The sequence below is a fragment of the Arthrobacter sp. R3-55 genome, assembly GCF_054161505.1.
The window spans coordinates 3216890-3234156 of the sequence record NZ_CP096423.1; the positions used below are offsets into that span (position 1 = coordinate 3216890).

A 17267-nucleotide genomic window follows, 5' to 3' on the forward strand; every position below is an offset into this window, starting at 1 on the left:
CGTCTATCTTGCCGCACCGTGCGGACATTATGCGGTGGGCTAGTGCGAGGAGAGCCTGTTCTTGCTCCAGAGTGCGAAGGCAAGGCCGCCCAGGCCAACCAGCAGGACGCCGCCCAGGATACCGAAGAGACCCAGCATGTTGGGGCCGGAGAATGAGGTGCCGACCATCGCCGCTGCCTGCGTCTCCTTGCCCTTGTCCACAGGAGTGTTCCAGTTGGACGACTTTGAGGGGCTGGGGCTGGCGGAGGCAGGACTTGAAGAAGGCGAGGCCGACGGCGTTGCTGACGCTGTGGTCGGCTCGGCCGTGGGCGTGGGTTCGGATGATTCCGATGCCGGGCTGGTCACCCGTGGTGCCACGGTGACGAACTGGGTGACCGCCGGCTGCGGTGCCTGGACGGGCGGCTGGGGTACGGCCGGCGCGGGTGTCGGCGCCTTCTGGGTTTCCCGGACCCTGGTTGGCTCCGGTTGCGGTGCGGGTTTCTTGTCCGTCTCAGGAGCCAGGCCCGGCTGGGTGGGTGCGGGCTCCGTTGGAGCCTGCACCGGCGCGCACGTGGCTTTACCTTCCCCGCACGGGGCAGCGTGGACAGCAGCAGCGGGGGCCAAAAGACCACCCACAACAAGAAAGGCGGTCAGAAGAACGGCAGGGACAACGGAGTGTCGCATGGAATTAACCTCAGCCGGGGCGTTGGGGTGCCGCCGGTTTTCAAGGAGTTCGGGTGTTTTGTGAAATCCTCCTACATCCCCCGCGCTGCGGCAAATCCTAGCTTCGGTTCTCCGGCGGCATGGCGATCTGCAATTTGCGTACCTTGCCCCGTCCAACAATGTAGCCACGGCCCGGAATGAAGTCCGTGCTGATCCGGCCCAGGGAGGTGTTGAGCAGGCTGTCGCCTTCCACATCACCGGGGTTGAGCAAGAGTCCACGGCGTCCGGACTTGAACGGCTGGGCCAGGGACCAGGCCTGGGACCAGGTGGAGGTTTCGGACTCCCCAACCACCCATTGGTCGGCTTTGATGGCCGCTGTGACCAAGCGCCCGACGCCCGACTCTGCCAGTGTGTCCGTGAACTCGGTGAGCCCCTCAATGAAAATGGCCATACTCCCCGGGTTGTCCGAGGCCTTGTCGATCAAGTCATCCACGACGTCCGACACTTCATCCGGGCCCACCAGCGAGCGGCTCCAGATGTTCAAGGAGGCAACAGCGGAACGGCGTGAACCGATGTAGATCAGGTCCGTCCGCGGGTTGGAGCGACGCAAAGCGTACGCCAAGGTAACCAGCGCAACCGTCCGTCCGGCACCCGGAGGGCCGGCCAGGAGAAGCGAACCCTTGGCGGCGATTGCCGCCGAACCCAGCGTTTCGTCGTCGACGCCTATCACGGGGTTGTCCGGGGCACCGGTGGGGAGGATATCCAGGTCCACCAGTTCCGGCAGTCGCTGGATCTGCGGTGCCTGCTCGAGTCCCTGACGGAGCATGGCCTGGCTGAGCTTTGCCACTTCGCGCGCTTGCAGGGCCAGGTTGGAGTTGCCACCCAACACGGCGAGCTGGACTTCCAGCCCATCCAGCAGCCCTCGGCCGGGAGGCGAGGCGGCATTGAGGACGTCCTTGGGGACGTCCAGGGTCATGTAGTCGTCTTCGGAACTAAGGCGCAGGACCAACCGCTTCTGGATGGAGGCAAGGAGCGACGCCGGAACAGAGTTGGTGCGGTCACCGCTGACAACCAGGTGGATGCCCAAGGGACGTCCGTCGGTAGCCAGGGTCAGGAAGATATCCCAGAGCGCGGACAACTTGCTGTACTCGTAGCCTTCCCGGAAGGAGGACATGCCGTCAACCAGGATGAAGATGCGCTTCTCATCCGGCCGGTTGGCCAACTGCCGGTACTCGACAATGGTCGAGGCCCGGACCTCAGCAAACCGGGCTGCACGGTCATCGGCCACTTCTTTGAGCCAGCGCAGCAGGCGGCCCACGCGTTCTACGTCGTCGCCGTTGATGATTTCACCAACGTGCGGGAGTCCGTCCAGCATCTTCAAGCCCGAGGAACCGCAGTCGATGCCGTAAACGTGCACCGGACCACCGCGGGGTGTGACGGCAGCGGCGATGGCGATACTGCGCAACGCAGCCGACTTGCCGGATCCGCCCGTGCCGTAGACGGCCATGTTGCCGTCCTTGTCCGGTTCGTAGAACACTGTGGGCTGGTCCTGGTGGGCGGGATCGTCCGCTACACCCAGCAGCAGCCGCTCATCCGTGCGCGGATTGGGGAGCTTGGAGAAATCATAGGTAGTGGCGAGTTCGTTAAGCCACGGCTTCCGGGGAGGTTCGATGGACAGGACGTCGGCGGCACGGATGATGTTTCCGGTCATGCGGGCGATGTCGTTGGGTCCAGCCGGTTCTTCCTCTACCTGGGACACCAACGGTGGTTCCCATGTGGGTCCGGAACCGAAGGCCATCTCCACGATGTCGATCCTGGGACGCTGGGGTTTCTCGGTGGTCCAGCCACCGGCGTAGCCGGTCTGGAAACCCTGGATGCGGCCAGGGCCGGTTTTGGCAGCGCCACGACCCGGAATCGAGGGATCAAAGTAAGCAGCAGTGGGAACACCGAGGATGTCCACGGCATCCACTTCATCGGCCATGCGCAAAGCAACGCGGAGGTTGGTGTTGGCCCGCAGGTTGTCCTTGATGACGCCGGCGGGGCGCTGGGTGGCCAGGATCAGGTGCAAGCCCAGCGAACGGCCTCGGGCGGCGACGTCCACCACGCCGTCCACAAACTCGGGAACTTCCGTGGCCAAAGCCGCAAACTCGTCCACGATGATGATCAGGTAAGGCGGGGCCTCGGGATCGGCTTCGCGTTGCAGTGCCAGCAGGTCCTTGGCTTTCTTACGGTTCAGGAGCCGTTCCCGGTAGTGCAGCTCGGCCCGCAGGGACGTCAGCGCACGGCGAACCAGGTGCGGGGACAGGTCGGTCACCAGGCCCACTGTGTGGGGCAAGTGGAGGCAGTCCGCGAAAGCGGCACCGCCCTTGTAGTCCACGAACAGGAAGCTGACACGGTCCGGGCTGTACGCCGCGGCCATGCCCATCACCCACGACTGGAGGAATTCGGACTTGCCGGCACCGGTGGTTCCACCGACCAGTGCGTGGGGGCCCTCGTTCTTCAAATCCAGGTAGAACGGCTCCACGCCCTTGGAGCCAACCAAAGCACGGAGGCTGCCGTTGTCCTTGCGGTTGGGCACTGCCGTTGCGTGGACTGAGTTGTTTTCCTGCCAGCGCTCGGCCACGGCCTGCGGGTTGTCCATCAACTCCTTGCCGATCAGCGTGGCGTAGGAAACGGCACGCGGGAGGTCGGAGTCGTCGTCGAGCGGGTTTCCAACATCCACCAGCGGCGACATCATGCGCGCCAGTTGGGTGGCGAGATCGGCGTCGAGGCTTTCGCAGCTCACAGGGTATGTGTGGCGGCCCAGGCGCACCTGTCCGGTGGTGGTGCCGTGATCGCCGTCGACGGAAAGGAAATCACGGCACGCTGCGGGAAGCGACTGTACGTTGGCCGCCACCCACATGATGTGCACGCCGTAATCCGGGCCTCGTTCCACCAGCCGGGTCAGCCGTCCCCGGTCCACGGGAGCATCGTCTTCAACAATCACCAGAACCGCCGGAACCACGGGCGCGGGGATTTCTTCGTGTTCGTCCTTAAGCCCGGGACGGGGCTGGGGTCCCGGTTCCTTGGCCATGGATTCGCGTTCCTCCACGAGGTTTTCCAAGCGGGACAACAAGGCGGCTCCGGCACCGGGGCCGGCGGCGAGGTGGTCGCCGGAGAGGGGGCTGTGGCCTGAACCCACATGCGGGAGCCATTGCAGCCAGTCCCAGCGTTCGCGGGAGCGTGCCGAGGTCAGTGAGGTCAGGACCACTTCCGCCGGCGAGTGGAGGCCCACCAGTTGGAGCACCATCCCGCGGGCAACATCGTCCACCACGCTGCGGTCCCCCGCGACGCCGAACGAGCCGGAGGTACGCAGTTGGGAAACGATCGGCACGCCCTCAATCACGCGGACCTGCTGCAGGCACTCTTGGATTTCCCGCATGTATTGCGGTTCTGTCTCGTTGGCACCGGGCTCGTCGAACGGGATGCGCGACGGCGCGGAACCCAGACCGAACCGGACGCCCAGGAAGTGCTGGTGCTCGGGACGGTTGGTCCACAGCAGGGGGCCAAGCTTGTAGATCGCGTCCACGGTATCGCTGACCGACGGCGCTTCCTGGAGCCTGACGGCGCGCTCAATGTTCTGCTGCCGGTCAATGTCCTCGCGGAACGCCAGCATGGCGGCTTTGAACTGCTTGTGGCCTTCCTTGGCCTGTCGCTTGCTCTGCATCTTGTGGTCCACATAGTGCCCCACGATGAACAGCGGCATCATGGCCATGAAGAGCACCGATAGCAGGTTCTGGGTGACGGCAAAGAGCACGCCGCCCATCAGCAGCGGCGCCACCAGCATGATGTACGGGAACGGCTGGTGCTCGGGGCGCTTAGGGCCGGCCGGCGGCACGCGCTTGGGAGACTCGAACCTCGGAAGCACCCGCGGTGAGCGGTTGAAGTCCACCAAAGGCGACGACGGTCCGCCGCCATGGTTGCGCGACAACGCCACCACCCCTACCGTGGTGTCCCCCAGGGTGACCGTGTCCGAGGATTGCAAGGTTGCCCGGGTGACGGGCAGCCCATCCATCAGCAGGCCGTTGGCGGAGTTCGTGTCCACGATCTCCACCGTTTCGCCCACTGTGACGCGGGCATGGCGCTTGGAGGTCAGGGGGTCGGTGAGCCGGATGTCGGCGTCCCGGTCCCGGCCGATGTAGCTGGTGCCGAAAGGCAGCGAAAATTCGCGTCCGACGTCGGGCCCTGACATGACGCGCAACGTCGCAGCTGCCGGTCCCCTGTTAGTGCCGTTTGCGTGGCCGTTCGAGGCGAACTGTTCGCTGACCTGGGCGAGCGAGACCTTGGAACCGGGGCGAAGTCCGGACTCCAGCAAGTTGTCGGTGGGCCGCAGGATGTGCCCGGACAGGCCGCCGCCAACAAACGCTTCGTCCACACTGATGGACAGGTTCGACGGCGGTTCGGTCCCCTTGCGTGCGGGGTCGGCGGCCCAGAGTTCCGTAGCAATGTCAGCAACGGTGGCGCGGCCATCCACCGTTACGGCGAGGTCCTTTGCTTCTGCAGGATCGCGCCGCAAGGTCAGGCGAAACTTCATCCTTCGTCGACTCCAGTCATTTTCTCAAGGAGGTGCAAATCGGCCGGGGTCACCAAATGCGAGGTCACAGCGTGCTCCACCAGGCGGGCCCGGCGGTTGGTGGCAAGTTTCCCTGCACCACCGCGCAAGCCCACTACGCCCACGCGGTCCAGTTTGTCGCACACGTTGTCCAGCTTGCGGTTGAAGCGTGTCAGAGCCCAACCCAGCCGCTTGGCGGCTTCTGCTGAGGAAGGGATGGCACTGAAACCGGTGCCTTCGCGCCGCAGCATGGGCTCAGCCAAGGCCACGATCAAGGCCTTCTGCGAGTCGGTAAAGACCACGGGCCCAATGGTGGTGTCCCCGGCCTGGTCCTCTTCGCGGGCCTCATGCCGGAATGACGGCGTCTTCAAGTGGACGGCGAACTCATAGGTGGTGGGCCCGGCTGTGAAGATCACATTGGTGTGGCTGAAGACCAGCGGGATCCTTGCTCCGGGTGCGAGCCAGGCCTGCATCCCACCGGAACCATCGGCGATGGTGGCAGACAACATACTGCCCACGTTGCTGAGCCACCACATGCCGTCGTAACGGGCGATCTGCAGGAAGCGTCGGTGCAGGTACGGGTTGTCGTCGACCTCCAGGTCACCTTCGCGACCAATGTCAAAGACGTCTTCGTCGGATGGTTCGTACCATTCCCCACAGAAATCTATTGCTAGATCCCCCATGATCTGTGCCTCCTCAGTCGGCGGTAAGTAAGTTTCATCTGCCGGCTACCCGTCCAGGCAAGCGATGGAGCCCGGCCCCTCAGGCGACGCGCTGCCGTCCGATCGGACAATAATGACCTGCACGCAAATGGGCGGTTCACCGAATCCGGAGACGAATGCCTTCTCTGTCCGTGTGGTCTCGTAGGCGCCGTCGGCTTTGGCCGATTTGGTACGCCACTTGTAGGTATCGCCCTCTTTGGGCTGCGGGTTCTTCCACGAGAAAACAATGATGTTCGGATCCTTGGTATCCCGCGCCGCGGCCAGTGCTTCGACGTCAGGGACGCTGCCACTATCCAAGGGGTCGGCCGGAGCTTTGCTGGCCGTTTCCGTCGGAGCGACTTTCGGTGGTGCCGAGGAGCCCAGGACCATGCCAACCACGACGGCGACCACCAGCACTGCTGCGCCGGTGGCGGCGAGCCACAGATTGCGCTTGCTGTGGTCCGCTGCCGGGACGTCGTCTTCACCCGCCGGCGGTACCCCTGCAGAGGCATTGGAGCGGTTGACCGTGGCATCGTCCACCGTGCCCGGTGAGGACTGCCAACCGCGAAGGACTGTGGACTCAGCAACGTCCGGTTCCTCCGCTGGGCTGTTGTCCCGGACGGGCGCATGGAACCGGGGCGGGGTTTGCTGAGTGGTGCCGGCTTGCGTTGGTTGGGCTTGCGTTGGCTGGGCTTGCGTTGGCTGGGCGGGCCTGAGCTGGTTCGGCTGCACTGTCTGCGGCGGACCGGCCAACTGCCCAGGAGGCTGGGTGGCCCCTGGAACGGTGGAGGGAAAGGTCCGCGCCGGGAACGTGGGCGCGGAACCCGTGGTGGCCGTTCCGGACGCGTCCGGATCGATGGACGCAATGCTCCGGACCCGGGTTTCCTCGAAGTTGTCATCCGGATGCTGCTCGTCGCCGTGACCGGGTTCCTCAAGAACCTCAAAGGGCGTCACTGACAAATTCAGCTCTGTCTGGATCCGCTGGAGCGCCAAGGCAAAAGCGTGCGCTGACGAGTAGCGGGACCCCGGCGATTTCGCCATGGACGTGGCCAGCACGAGTTCCAGGGATTCCGGAACATCCGCCCGCCCAAGCCTGGGAAGGGGCGAGTTGGTGATGCGCGAAATGAGCTCGCGCTGCGAATTGTCCTGCCCGGGCAGAACAAAGGGCGAACGGCCGGCCAGGAGCGTGTACAGGGTGGCGCCAAGGGCCCAGATGTCCACGGGAACCCCGTCCACGGCGCCGCCACGGAACTGCTCCGGCGGCGACCACGGAATGGACATCCCGGCGTCGTCCTCGGTGTCGGCGCCGATGGTACCGGAGATACCAAAGTCCGTCAGGGCAGGCCGGTTGTAGTCGGTGACCAGGATATTTGCAGGCTTAATGTCACGGTGCACAATGCCGGCCCGGTGGGCGGTTTCGACGGCGGAAGCCACCTGGATGCCGACGGCCAGGACCTCGTCCACGCTGAAGCGCTGCCGGCGGTACCGGACATCGAGGCTCGGCCTGGAGCAATATTCCATGGCGAGGTAGGAATGGCCGTTCTCCGTGATCTCCGCTTCGAAGATCGTCACGATGTACGGGTGCGAGGATAGCTGGGCCATCAGGTTGGCCTCGGACTCGAAGCGACGCCGTGCGCCCTCGGTTTTCAGGTCCGAGAGCAGCACCTTGACGGCTACTTTGCGGCGGGGCCTGTCTTGTTCGTACAGGTACACATCTGAGAATCCGCCCGAGCCGAGCAGGCTGACGTACTGGAATCCGGGAATGGGTGGAGGCGGCGCAGGGGGCCTCTTGGAACTCAAAGAATCTCCTCGAAACGCAATGAAATGTCGTCACCCAACTCGGCGATGTCGCCGTCCAACAGGATGGCCATCTCGTTTTGGGCAAGCCGGCGGGGTGCCTGGCCTTCCCTGATCAACACTGTTCCGTTGGTTGCCTTCAGGTCGCACAACATGACGTGCCAACCTTCCAACCTGACCTCGACGTGGGAGCGGGAGATGTCCCCACCGGGACTCTCCACCTGCACCAGCTTGGGCATGGTGCCGCCCTGGACACGGGAAACGGAAGGTTGCCGTCCAATGATCAGCGACTGGTCAAGATCAATCAGCTCACCTGTGGAAAGGCGCATCCGGCCAAGACGTGGACGCGGGACCTGCTGCGCATCGCCGGACAATGCGGTGCCACAAACGGAACACTGCGGGTACGTAGGCGGATTTGCGTGCCCTTGCGGGCACACCCTTGCCAGGACGCTGGGCCCGTTGGCAACCGCGGCGTTCGGAACCTCAGGTCCGGGACTGGCTGCATCCGCAGGGTCAGCAACCAGGCTGCTCTTCATGATGGTTTGGCCGTCATGGTCTGAATCCTCGTCGACGACGCCGGCAGGCGGCGCAGGCGGCCAGCCGCCCGGAAGCTGCGGGGCAGGGTCCGTACCTGGCTGTGAAGGGCCAGCTCCCGTGGATGGGGCCGTACCTGTAGCTGGCATGGCAGGCATGCTCGAAAGCCCAGGCGGGGCACTGGCTGCCTCCTGCGTGGCGGGGCTGCTGCGGAGCCAGGGCACGGAATCGATCAGCCCGGACCCTTGCGGGGCTGCCGCGGGTTGCTCAACGGATTCCCGGGCTGCCGGCTCCGGAGCAGGGAGTTGCTCAACAGGGGTTCCCGGAGTGTGGGACTGGGAAGCATCCGGCGTTTTGGATGCAGGGGCGTCGTGGTCGTCGGAGTCTTCTTCCGCCCGGACAGCGGCGTCTTCAATGTTCCGCATCACCGTTTTGTCCCACAAGTGATCGTAGTTGGTGGTGTTTTCCAACGTGGGCAACAACGGATCGGTGGTGCTGGTGTGGACAGGGGCCCCCGACTCTTCCCGGGCGTCCTCCACCGCTGGATCGTGGACGGATGGCTCCGCAGACGCCGCTTCCCCGGTTTCGTCGTCCTTTTCCGGGCCTTGCATGTGATCGGGATGCGGGAGCGCTCCCGGTTGCGAAGACTCAACTGCCGCAGGGATTTCCCCCACCGAGGCAGGTGCCATGGAAGAAAGTGCCCCACCGGCAACCGCTCCGGCGTCCGGAGACCCGTCGGCTTCCGGAGACCCGTCGGTTTCGGCAGACTCGTCGGCTTCGGGAGCTTCGTCAGTTTGGGCAGACTCGTCGGCCGCCGACTGGCCACCTGAGGCCCGGTTATCGGAGAGCTGGCCGTCGGAGAGCTGGCCGTTGGAAGGTTGTCCGGCGGAGAGTTGGCCCGGTGCGATGGTCAGCCCAAGGTCAGTCTCTGTGTAACCGATCATGGTCTCATCGGAAACCCGGTCCTGAACCGCGGGCTGCTCTTCCCTGTCCTTTGCCGGTTCCTTCGGTTCCGCCAGCGGAACGGCGGCAGCATGGATGGCAGGACCGGCCTCGCGGGCTGATCCGCCGGCGGCTTCCAGGACTGACAACAGCACCACACCCTCCGCCAGGGGAAGGCTGTTCAACGGCATGTCCGAGGCTGAGCCGCCACCGATCCGGAGACTGTAGGAGGTTACGCCGGCAAGCCGGCGCTCCGTCCACGTCGTCACATCACGGCCGGTGAGCTCCTCGGCGCCCGATTCGGACTGGACCAGCAATTCGAGATCACCACGGAGGAAAACACGGAGCGCATCCTTGGAATCGATGATCCCGAACGGAGGGATGCGGCTCAGGGAAACGCCAAAGGCATCCGTCACTTCGTGAAGGACCTCATAGGCCTCGGGAGCTGAGTCCAGCAACTCCCAAACGGTATCGATCAGCGCATGCGGGGTGTCGGGGCCAAGGAGCACCACGGTTCCGTTCCGCACCACGCCAAACCAGTCACCCTGCTGGTAGCGGGTCAGCGAAAGGTTACTGCTTGCCATCGGCGCCTTCCTCCTGGTCAGCCGGGGATGGCTCATCCGTGCCATTAACCCAGGCCCGGGGAAGAGTATCCTCTTCAACCTCGGATGCAACCTCGGGGCGGGGCGCTGTGGTGGCGATGCCGGCGTCGTTCAAGACGTTCTTGGCGTCCACCACGATCACGGTGACGTTGTCCCGGCCGCCGCTTCGCAGGGCAGCCTGGATCAGCGCATCCACGGCATCCTGGGGATGGGCTACGGTGCTGAGGATGCGGAACATGTGATCATCGCCCAGTTCACCGTTGAGGCCGTCGGAGCAGATCATGATCCGGTCGCCTTCCTGGATGGGAAGCAACCAGAAATCGGCCTCGGTCTCATCACCGGTGCCCAAGGCACGGGTCACTACGTGGCGGCGGGGATGAATGGTTGCCTGCTCGGCAGTGATGTCTCCGGAATCAACCAGTTCCTGGACCTCGGAGTGGTCCACGCTGACCTGGGTGAACTCCCCTTGGCTGAGGCGGTAGGTCCGGGAATCGCCGATGTTCATCACCAGCCAATAGGGCAGGCCCATCTGTTCCACCACCACCACGCCGGACAATGTGGTTCCTGCGCGTGCTCCCGTGGCGTTGCGGATTCCAGCGTCGGCCCTCAACAGGCAGGCCTGCAAATCCGCAGCAGAGGCGGTACGCACACCGGCAGCAAGTTCGGGGGCACTGCCCAAGGCCCGGACGCACATGCCGCTGGCGATTTCGCCGGCCTCATGCCCACCCATGCCGTCGGCCACAGCAAAAACGGGGTCGGCAGCGATGAACGAGTCCTCGTTCAGTTCACGCCGGAGCCCGCGATCCGTCCCGTACCCGTAGCTCAGGCCGAAGGACGGCCCCCCGGGGGCTCCGGTTTCGGCGTTGGCAGGGGTGGCCGGCTGTGAATTCATGCTTGTCCTAGGTGGAAGGAACGGTCGCCAAAGTGGACGGTGGAACCGGGACGGACCAATACTGGCTGGCCCGGATGGAGTCGTGTCTGGAGGCCATCGGGCGTGGTAACGGCGCTGCCGTTGGTCGAGTTTCGGTCCGTGACCCAGACACCATCACCATCGACCCGAAGATGCAGATGGGTTTTGGAGATGGACCTGCCGGGATCGACCACGGGCAACAGTTGCTCTACAGCTTCACCCGGCTGCGCGGCAGGATTGCGTCCCAAAAGGACCGAACCGCCCAGCTGCACGTCCTGTCCGTCATCTACCTGGATCCGCAGGACCGCTTGTGCCCGTGCGGTGCCCGGGCGCATCTGGGTGCGCTCGACGTCGTCGTCGGGATGGCTTCCAAAGCCGGGAACCGGCGCGGACGGTTGTTGTTCGGCCTGGGGTTGAGGCGTCACCTGAGGGTGGATGACCTGGGGCTGCTGCGTGGCCGGTGCCTGTTGTTGTGCTGCCGCTGGTGGCCGTGGAGCCGACGGCGGACGCCACTGGTTGGGGTCATGTGAGGGTTGCTGGGCTGCCGGCACCACAGGGCCCGCCTGCGCGTGAGTTCCCTGTGCAGGCGAAGCATGAATCGTCGTGGACTGCCCGGCACCGGAGGGTACCGGGGAAGCAACCGGCTGCACCGGAGGCAGATCCATCGGCGCAAAACTATAGGGGCCCTGGATACCTCCGGTAGCCACGGGGTTGCGCCCTGCATGGACGTCGAACACCAAAGACTTTGCGGCCTTGTCCTGCCAGCCGCGCAGCTTGCCGTTCTTGTCCCAGGCATTGGAAACCACCACGAGGAGAGCCCAGACGACACCGAGGAACATCAACGGAAGCCCGATCCACAGGACCAGGGAAATCAGGCCAAGGGCGGAAAGGACCACCGAGGTGATCCCGCCAAGGAGCAGGACGCCGCCGGTGATGATGCCGCGGACAAACACGGCACCCGCCCCGGGAGCGTAGCCCTCGGCGTCGGCGCTTCGGATACCCATGAGTTGGTTGCCCACAGTGTTGCCGGATTTGGCCTCGAGTGCCAGCAGCACGAAGACATAGACCGCTGTCACGCCCAGGCCGATGCTGCCGAGGAGAACCAGCAGGCCCGTGTCATAGACAATGAAGCCGTTCCTGCGGGTTTGCGTAATGCCGGCGATGCCAATGGCGAAGGTGGTAGCCAGGACAGCGATGGGACCCAGCCAGTCCAGTACAGCAGCGCCAAGCCTCTTCCCGGCAGATGCGGGCACCAGCTCGAGCTTGGTGGTCATGGTGGTCCCTCCCCCTGGCCCAGTGATACGGTCCGGCGCGATGGTGGCTCCCGAAGGCACCGGGTGCGTCGGCGACGCCGGCGCCGACACTACCGAGATACTACCGGGATCGGGCAGGCCCTGCCGGGTAGCGAACTCCAAAGCCGCCTTTTGGGCGTGGTTGATGTTCCCTTCCTTGCGGGCTCCGCGGTTGCTCAGGGGGGAACCGCACTGGGTGCAGAACGCAGCCCCGGGACGGACTGCATGCTTGCAGGCCGGGCAGAGTTCGGCCTCATTACTCATTGGTGGTGTCCTTCTTGAACGGCCAGGTGAAGCGACGACGAGACGCCGGATCAGTGGTTCCCAACTCCCGGCGCCTCAAGGCAGCCCGGCCATCGGACAACAGGGACCGCGGCGAGAACCGGGCCTGCTGCCGCTTCCAGAAACCGACGCTTCCGGTGATGTCGGTCAAGGACGAATCCACGATCTCCCAATAATGCTTGACCTCCTCCTCGCTCGGCTGGCCGGCACCAAAGACCGCAGCGTCGGCGCGGTGGGCCAGCATCGTGGTGGTGCCGCCCGCGTTCGGGAACGCCTCCGCGATGACCGTGGCCGACTCGCGGCGCGTGGACTTGGTATCGATCGAGGCGCCCATATCGGTGGCAAGGCTGATCACCTCGTTCCATCCACCGCCTACCCGCTGGGCGGGGTGGCCGTCACGGAAACGGGCCTTCCGGCGTCGTGCTTTCAACAGGAGGATGAGCAGCAGTGGCAGTGCGAGGATCCCCAACGGAATCAGCGCCACACCGATGGCGGCCAACAGCGGACCCCAGAACAGCCAGGGGTTGTTCTTCTTCTCGTCAGCGTCCAGGGCATCCGGGGTGGAGTCCGGCGGAAGGTCTGCCGGTTCCTGCGGCGGGGGCGGAGGCTGCAACACCTGTGGCTTGGGCTTGGACTTGTTCTCCGGATCCGGCGGGATGGGCACGTTGTCCTTGGGCGGAGTGGGATCGAAGGCAACCCAGCCCACACGGTCAAAAGCCACCTCAACCCAGGCGTGGACGTCCTTGCCGGTGATCTTGACGTCCCCGGCACCGTTTTCGGGGCTCTTGGGATCGGGATAAAAGCCCATCACCACGCGCGAGGGGATGCCCAGATGCCGGAGCATGAGGGACATGGACACGGCGTACTGTTCATCGTCGCCCAGCATCTGCTTGGCAGAGAGCATGTTGCGGACACGCGCGGCGCTATGCCCGGGGAGGCTCGGAAGCTGTCCCTCCGTCACCAGGCCGTTGCTGAACGCACCGCTCTTCTGGAAATGTGCTTCGATCTGCCGTACGCGGTCAATGGCCGTGGGCGCATCTGCAGACAATTCGTTGGCCTGCGATGCAACGATCGGCGGCACTTCCTGTGCCTCCGGCAGCGTGAGCTTGGCGAAGTCGTACTGTGTCAGCTGACCGTGCTCCAAGGTGCCGGGGTCCGCAACCTGGACCGTGTAGTTCTCGCCCTTGGCCAGGCCTTTAGTGGTCACCGCGGTGTCCGTGCCGGCATTGAAGTACAGGCCCGACGCCGCACCGGACGTGTCAGCAAAACTCATGCCCGTGGTGTGCCGGCCGCCAGGGACGAAGTAGCCCTGGTAGTCCTCAATGGTGATGTCCAACGTGTAGTTGGTTCCTTTTACCGGGCTCCCGGTATCGGCCAGCGTATTGAGCGAGCGGGCATCTCCCACCTTGCTGAAGTTGCCGGAGCTGTTGGGATCCATGGTGTAGTTCAGGCCGTTGAAGGCATCGAGCGCGGCTAAGCGCACGCGGGCGTCCTTGGGCAAGCCCTTGACAGTGAACAGCGTGCTGTCCTTCTCGTCCTTGACGAAGTTCCGGAAGCTGGCCAAGGGAGTGATGTAGTCGCGCGGATCGAACGGCGGGACAATCGTGTTCCGCAACACCTTCCGGTCGTCGCTCGCGGTGACAATCGGCGAGGCGATGGCGGTGACACCGACGGCAACCGCAATCACAGCTGCAGCAGTCCCCAGCCTGCGGAGCTGGCCGCGGCGCGCGGCACCGGCGTCGGAATCCGGCCTGTTGGCCGAGACAGTCTTGGTGCTCCTTTGCCGAAGGACATCGCGACGGAACGTGGCCCATACGATCGAAACGATGGTCAGGGAAACACCGCGTTCCACATTGAGGAAACCGGCACTGGTGCTGAAGGCAATACCCGTGACGAACAACACCAAAACGGGCAGCAAGGGCCAGTACGGGCTCTTCAGGCGCCACGTCAGCAGACCTGCGGCCAAGGCGGTCACCAGCGAGCTGAGGAACGGCACAATGAGCATGCCATTGGCTGTACCCACGGGAACACCTACCGTGAGCATGTCCTTCCAGGAAAACACCACGCCCAACAGCAGGGTCCGCAACGAATCAAGGCTCGGCAGGACACCGAAGACTGCTGAATCAGGGACAGCAAGTGCGGAGCCGAACAGCATGTAGGCGCCAAAGGTCACGGCGACGGTGATCAACAGCCCCAAACGGAGATGGGCGTTCAGGACAGCGATGCCCAGTCCAAGCAGCACACCGCCCAGGCCGGCGATCAGATAATGCGGATCCCCTCCGAAGCTCAGGCTGAAGCCGAGGACTCCAAGGAAAAGCAGCACCACCAAGGCGCCGCAGTCCACCGCGAAGTGCCACAAGGGGCGGCCATCGGCAAAAATCGACCCGCCGGCGGCGCTGTTGGCACGGCCTGCGGACCTGGCTCCCTTGGCGGCGCGGGGACGCACGCGAAGATTGGGCGCGGTGCTCATGCTGCCGCCTTTCGAAGAACAATGGCGAGATCGTCCAGGTCGCCCACCGTGAGGACCGTCAGGTCCGCAATGTTGGCCCTCGACGGCGCCGCGCCTGGTTGGACGCGCACCGCCAGGCTGCGGACTCCGGGAGGTACGGACGCGGCGCAGGTGCGCAGCTGGGTCGCGCTGACGTGGCTGCCCACGACGAAGAACACCACCGAAGCGTTCGGAACGGCGTCGGACAGGTTACGTGCGAGGTCGACGGCGGTCTTCCGCATGGGTGCCCCGACAATGCGGGTGGCGTCGTCCAGCAGGTTGCGGCCGGTTTCGCAGCGGAGCGGTCCTCTTTGGGTCAGGACGTCGAGATCGCGCTGTTCGCTGATGGCCTGGCGTCCGATGGATGCCGCCACTGAGATGGCCATTTCAAACTCAGGCTCGGAATCGTATTCGTCAGTATTGATGGACAGGGCGATGGCGAGGTGGGCGCGGCGGGTTTCTTCGAACTGGCGGACCATGAGTTTGTTGGTGCGCGCCGTGGTCTTCCAGTGGATATGGCGTCGGTCATCGCCCGGAACATAATCCCGCAGGGCATGGAAAGAAACGTCGGCGCTGGACAGCTCCGTGGTGGGCATGCCTTCAAGGTCGCGGATGAAGCCGGCTGCAGAGCTGCCCAGCGACACCGTGCGGGGGTGGACGAACAGGTCCACAGGTTCGGTCCACATGACGCGACGGCGGAGAAGGTGCAGGGGGTCCGCGCGGACCGAACGGACCGGGCCCACCACGATCACGGCACGCCGGGCCGTAGGAATGGTGAAGAGGTCCTCATGCACCTGCGCCGGCTTCATGCGGGGCAGATGGAACACAGCAGTATTGGCACCAACGGGAAGTTCCAATGCGGCCGGCAGCAACGGCCTGGTGGAGACGTTGGAAACCGCAATACTGCCCACAGCGTCATCGCCTACGGCCACGCGCGTGCGGGCAAGGTCCAGGACCACGCCGTAGGCCGAGCGGCCCACAATGAAGGCAATGGCCAGGACGAACAACAGGAACGCGACCATCGCCGCGGCCTTCGCTTCCTGCCAGCCCCACGCCTGTCCGGCCCACCAGAGTCCGATTGCTGCAGCCAGGACCACCCAGCCCAGCAGGCTCACCACGGACAGGACCGGCCACACGAACTTCAACCAGGCAGCGCGGACCTTGGTCCACGCCGGCGAGAGGAATTCGCCGGCAGTTCCAGCGGCTTCGGCCCACACGGCCGCCGGGTGCAGGGAGCTGGGTTTGCCCGGTTTCCCGGTACGGCCAGGACGGTTGCCCGGCTCGTTCCGGGGGGTGCGGGCGCCGCGAATCTTGCCGCTCACAGCGGCCGTAGCGCGCTTGAACGAGTCAGCAGCCCTGGTCAGGGGTGTGCTGGAGGACATGTGGAGGCCTTTGTTTGAGCTGGGGTGCAGGGTGGGGGTGCTGTGCGCCGTGTTGGTTTGACCCGACGCCGGTGCCGCGGGCTAGGCCGTGGCGCGTTGCTGCGGGGCCGCGACGTCTGCCAGGACCCGGGTGAGGACTACCTCAGGCGTTGCACCGGAGAACTCCGCTTCGGGATCCATCACCAGGCGGTGGGTCCACACCACGGGGGCCAGTTCCTTGATGTCATCCGGCAGCACGAAGTTACGGCCCTGCCCGGCAGCCCAGACCTTGGCGGCCCGGACCATGGCAAGTGCACCACGGACGGAAACACCAAGGCGGGTCTCGGATGCGTTGCGGGTCTCCTCGCACAACCGCGAGATGTACTCAAGCACGGCAGTGTCCACGTGGGTGGTGGCTGCGAGATCGGCCATGTCGGCCACAGCCTGGGTGGTGATGAGCGCCGTCAGTTCCTTGGACCGGTCCTTCAAGTTGGCCCCGCCCAACAAGCGCACTGTGGAGGCGTGGTCCGGGTACCCGATGGAGGTCTTGATCAGGAAGCGGTCCAACTGTGCTTCGGGCAGGCGGTACGTACCTGCTTGCTCGATCGGGTTCTGGGTTGCCAGCACCATGAACGGGCGGCCTGCCTCATAGGTGGTTCCATCCACGGTCACCCGGGATTCTTCCATGACTTCCAGCAGCGCGGACTGTGTCTTCGGCGATGCACGGTTGATTTCATCGGCCAGGACGATGTTGTTGAACACCGGACCCTTGTGGAACTCGAACTTCTGTGTCTTCTGGTCATAGATGGTCACACCGGTGACGTCGGAGGGCAGGAGGTCGGGCGTGAACTGGATACGGTTGTGCGAACCCTGCACCGTTGCTGCCAAGGCGCGGGCCAGCGACGTCTTGCCCGTTCCCGGCGCGTCTTCAAACAGGACGTGGCCCTCGGCCAGCATCGCCGTGAAGGTCAGCCGGATGACGTGCTCCTTGCCGAGCACCGCCTTGCCCACATTGGCCACGAGCTTCTCGAACGTTTCTGCAAACCACGCGGCCTGCTCGTTTGTCATGGTCATGGGTTGATCCTGTTCCTTAAGTATCGGTGGTGGTTTGACGTTGTTGTTGGC

At 64.6% G+C, this 17267-nt stretch carries 10 protein-coding genes; all 10 read right to left on the reverse strand.

The genetic code is table 11. The features are described 5' to 3' along the window. Window positions 1–39: 39 nt before the first annotated feature. The 10 genes from M1D51_RS14885 to M1D51_RS14930 all read right to left on the reverse strand — a co-directional run bounded on the left by M1D51_RS14885 (window position 40) and on the right by M1D51_RS14930 (window position 17216). The gene (locus tag M1D51_RS14885; protein WP_458107031.1) at window positions 40–663 is read right to left on the reverse strand and encodes a hypothetical protein; all 624 of its coding nucleotides are present in this window, start codon (window positions 661–663) and stop codon (window positions 40–42) included. 97 nt (window positions 664–760) lie between these two features. Then, on the reverse strand, window positions 761–5215 hold the full coding sequence (locus M1D51_RS14890) for an FtsK/SpoIIIE domain-containing protein (protein ID WP_458107032.1): 4455 nt from the start codon (window positions 5213–5215) through the stop codon (window positions 761–763). Beyond that, the gene (locus M1D51_RS14895) at window positions 5212–5916 is read right to left on the reverse strand and encodes a hypothetical protein (protein ID WP_026541428.1); all 705 of its coding nucleotides are present in this window, start codon (window positions 5914–5916) and stop codon (window positions 5212–5214) included. The genes M1D51_RS14890 and M1D51_RS14895 overlap by 4 nt, the downstream gene beginning before the upstream one ends. A gap of 45 nt (window positions 5917–5961) precedes the next feature. Then, window positions 5962–7734: a serine/threonine protein kinase gene (locus M1D51_RS14900; RefSeq protein WP_458107033.1), complete on the reverse strand. Its 1773-nt coding sequence runs from the start codon at window positions 7732–7734 to the stop codon at window positions 5962–5964. After that, window positions 7731–9791 carry a hypothetical protein gene (locus M1D51_RS14905; protein WP_458107034.1) on the reverse strand — a complete coding sequence of 687 codons (2061 nt, stop codon included), beginning with the start codon at window positions 9789–9791 and terminating at the stop codon, window positions 7731–7733. The genes M1D51_RS14900 and M1D51_RS14905 overlap by 4 nt, the downstream gene beginning before the upstream one ends. Further along, entirely contained in the window at window positions 9778–10701 is a 924-nt protein-coding gene (locus M1D51_RS14910; protein WP_172322013.1) for a PP2C family protein-serine/threonine phosphatase, read from the reverse strand. Before M1D51_RS14910 ends, M1D51_RS14905 begins: the two co-directional genes overlap by 14 nt. Beyond that, a complete protein-coding gene (locus tag M1D51_RS14915) occupies window positions 10698–12275 on the reverse strand; it encodes an RDD family protein (protein WP_458107035.1) in 1578 nt (525 codons plus the stop codon). Before M1D51_RS14915 ends, M1D51_RS14910 begins: the two co-directional genes overlap by 4 nt. Further along, window positions 12268–14763, reverse strand: coding sequence for a transglutaminase family protein (locus M1D51_RS14920; protein WP_458107036.1), 2496 nt, complete (start codon window positions 14761–14763; stop codon window positions 12268–12270). The genes M1D51_RS14915 and M1D51_RS14920 overlap by 8 nt, the downstream gene beginning before the upstream one ends. Next, the gene (locus M1D51_RS14925; RefSeq protein ID WP_458107037.1) at window positions 14760–16163 is read right to left on the reverse strand and encodes a DUF58 domain-containing protein; all 1404 of its coding nucleotides are present in this window, start codon (window positions 16161–16163) and stop codon (window positions 14760–14762) included. Before M1D51_RS14925 ends, M1D51_RS14920 begins: the two co-directional genes overlap by 4 nt. A gap of 81 nt (window positions 16164–16244) precedes the next feature. Beyond that, complete coding sequence (locus M1D51_RS14930; RefSeq protein ID WP_026541421.1) at window positions 16245–17216, reverse strand: AAA family ATPase; 972 nt, start codon at window positions 17214–17216, stop codon at window positions 16245–16247. Window positions 17217–17267 lie beyond the last annotated feature (51 nt).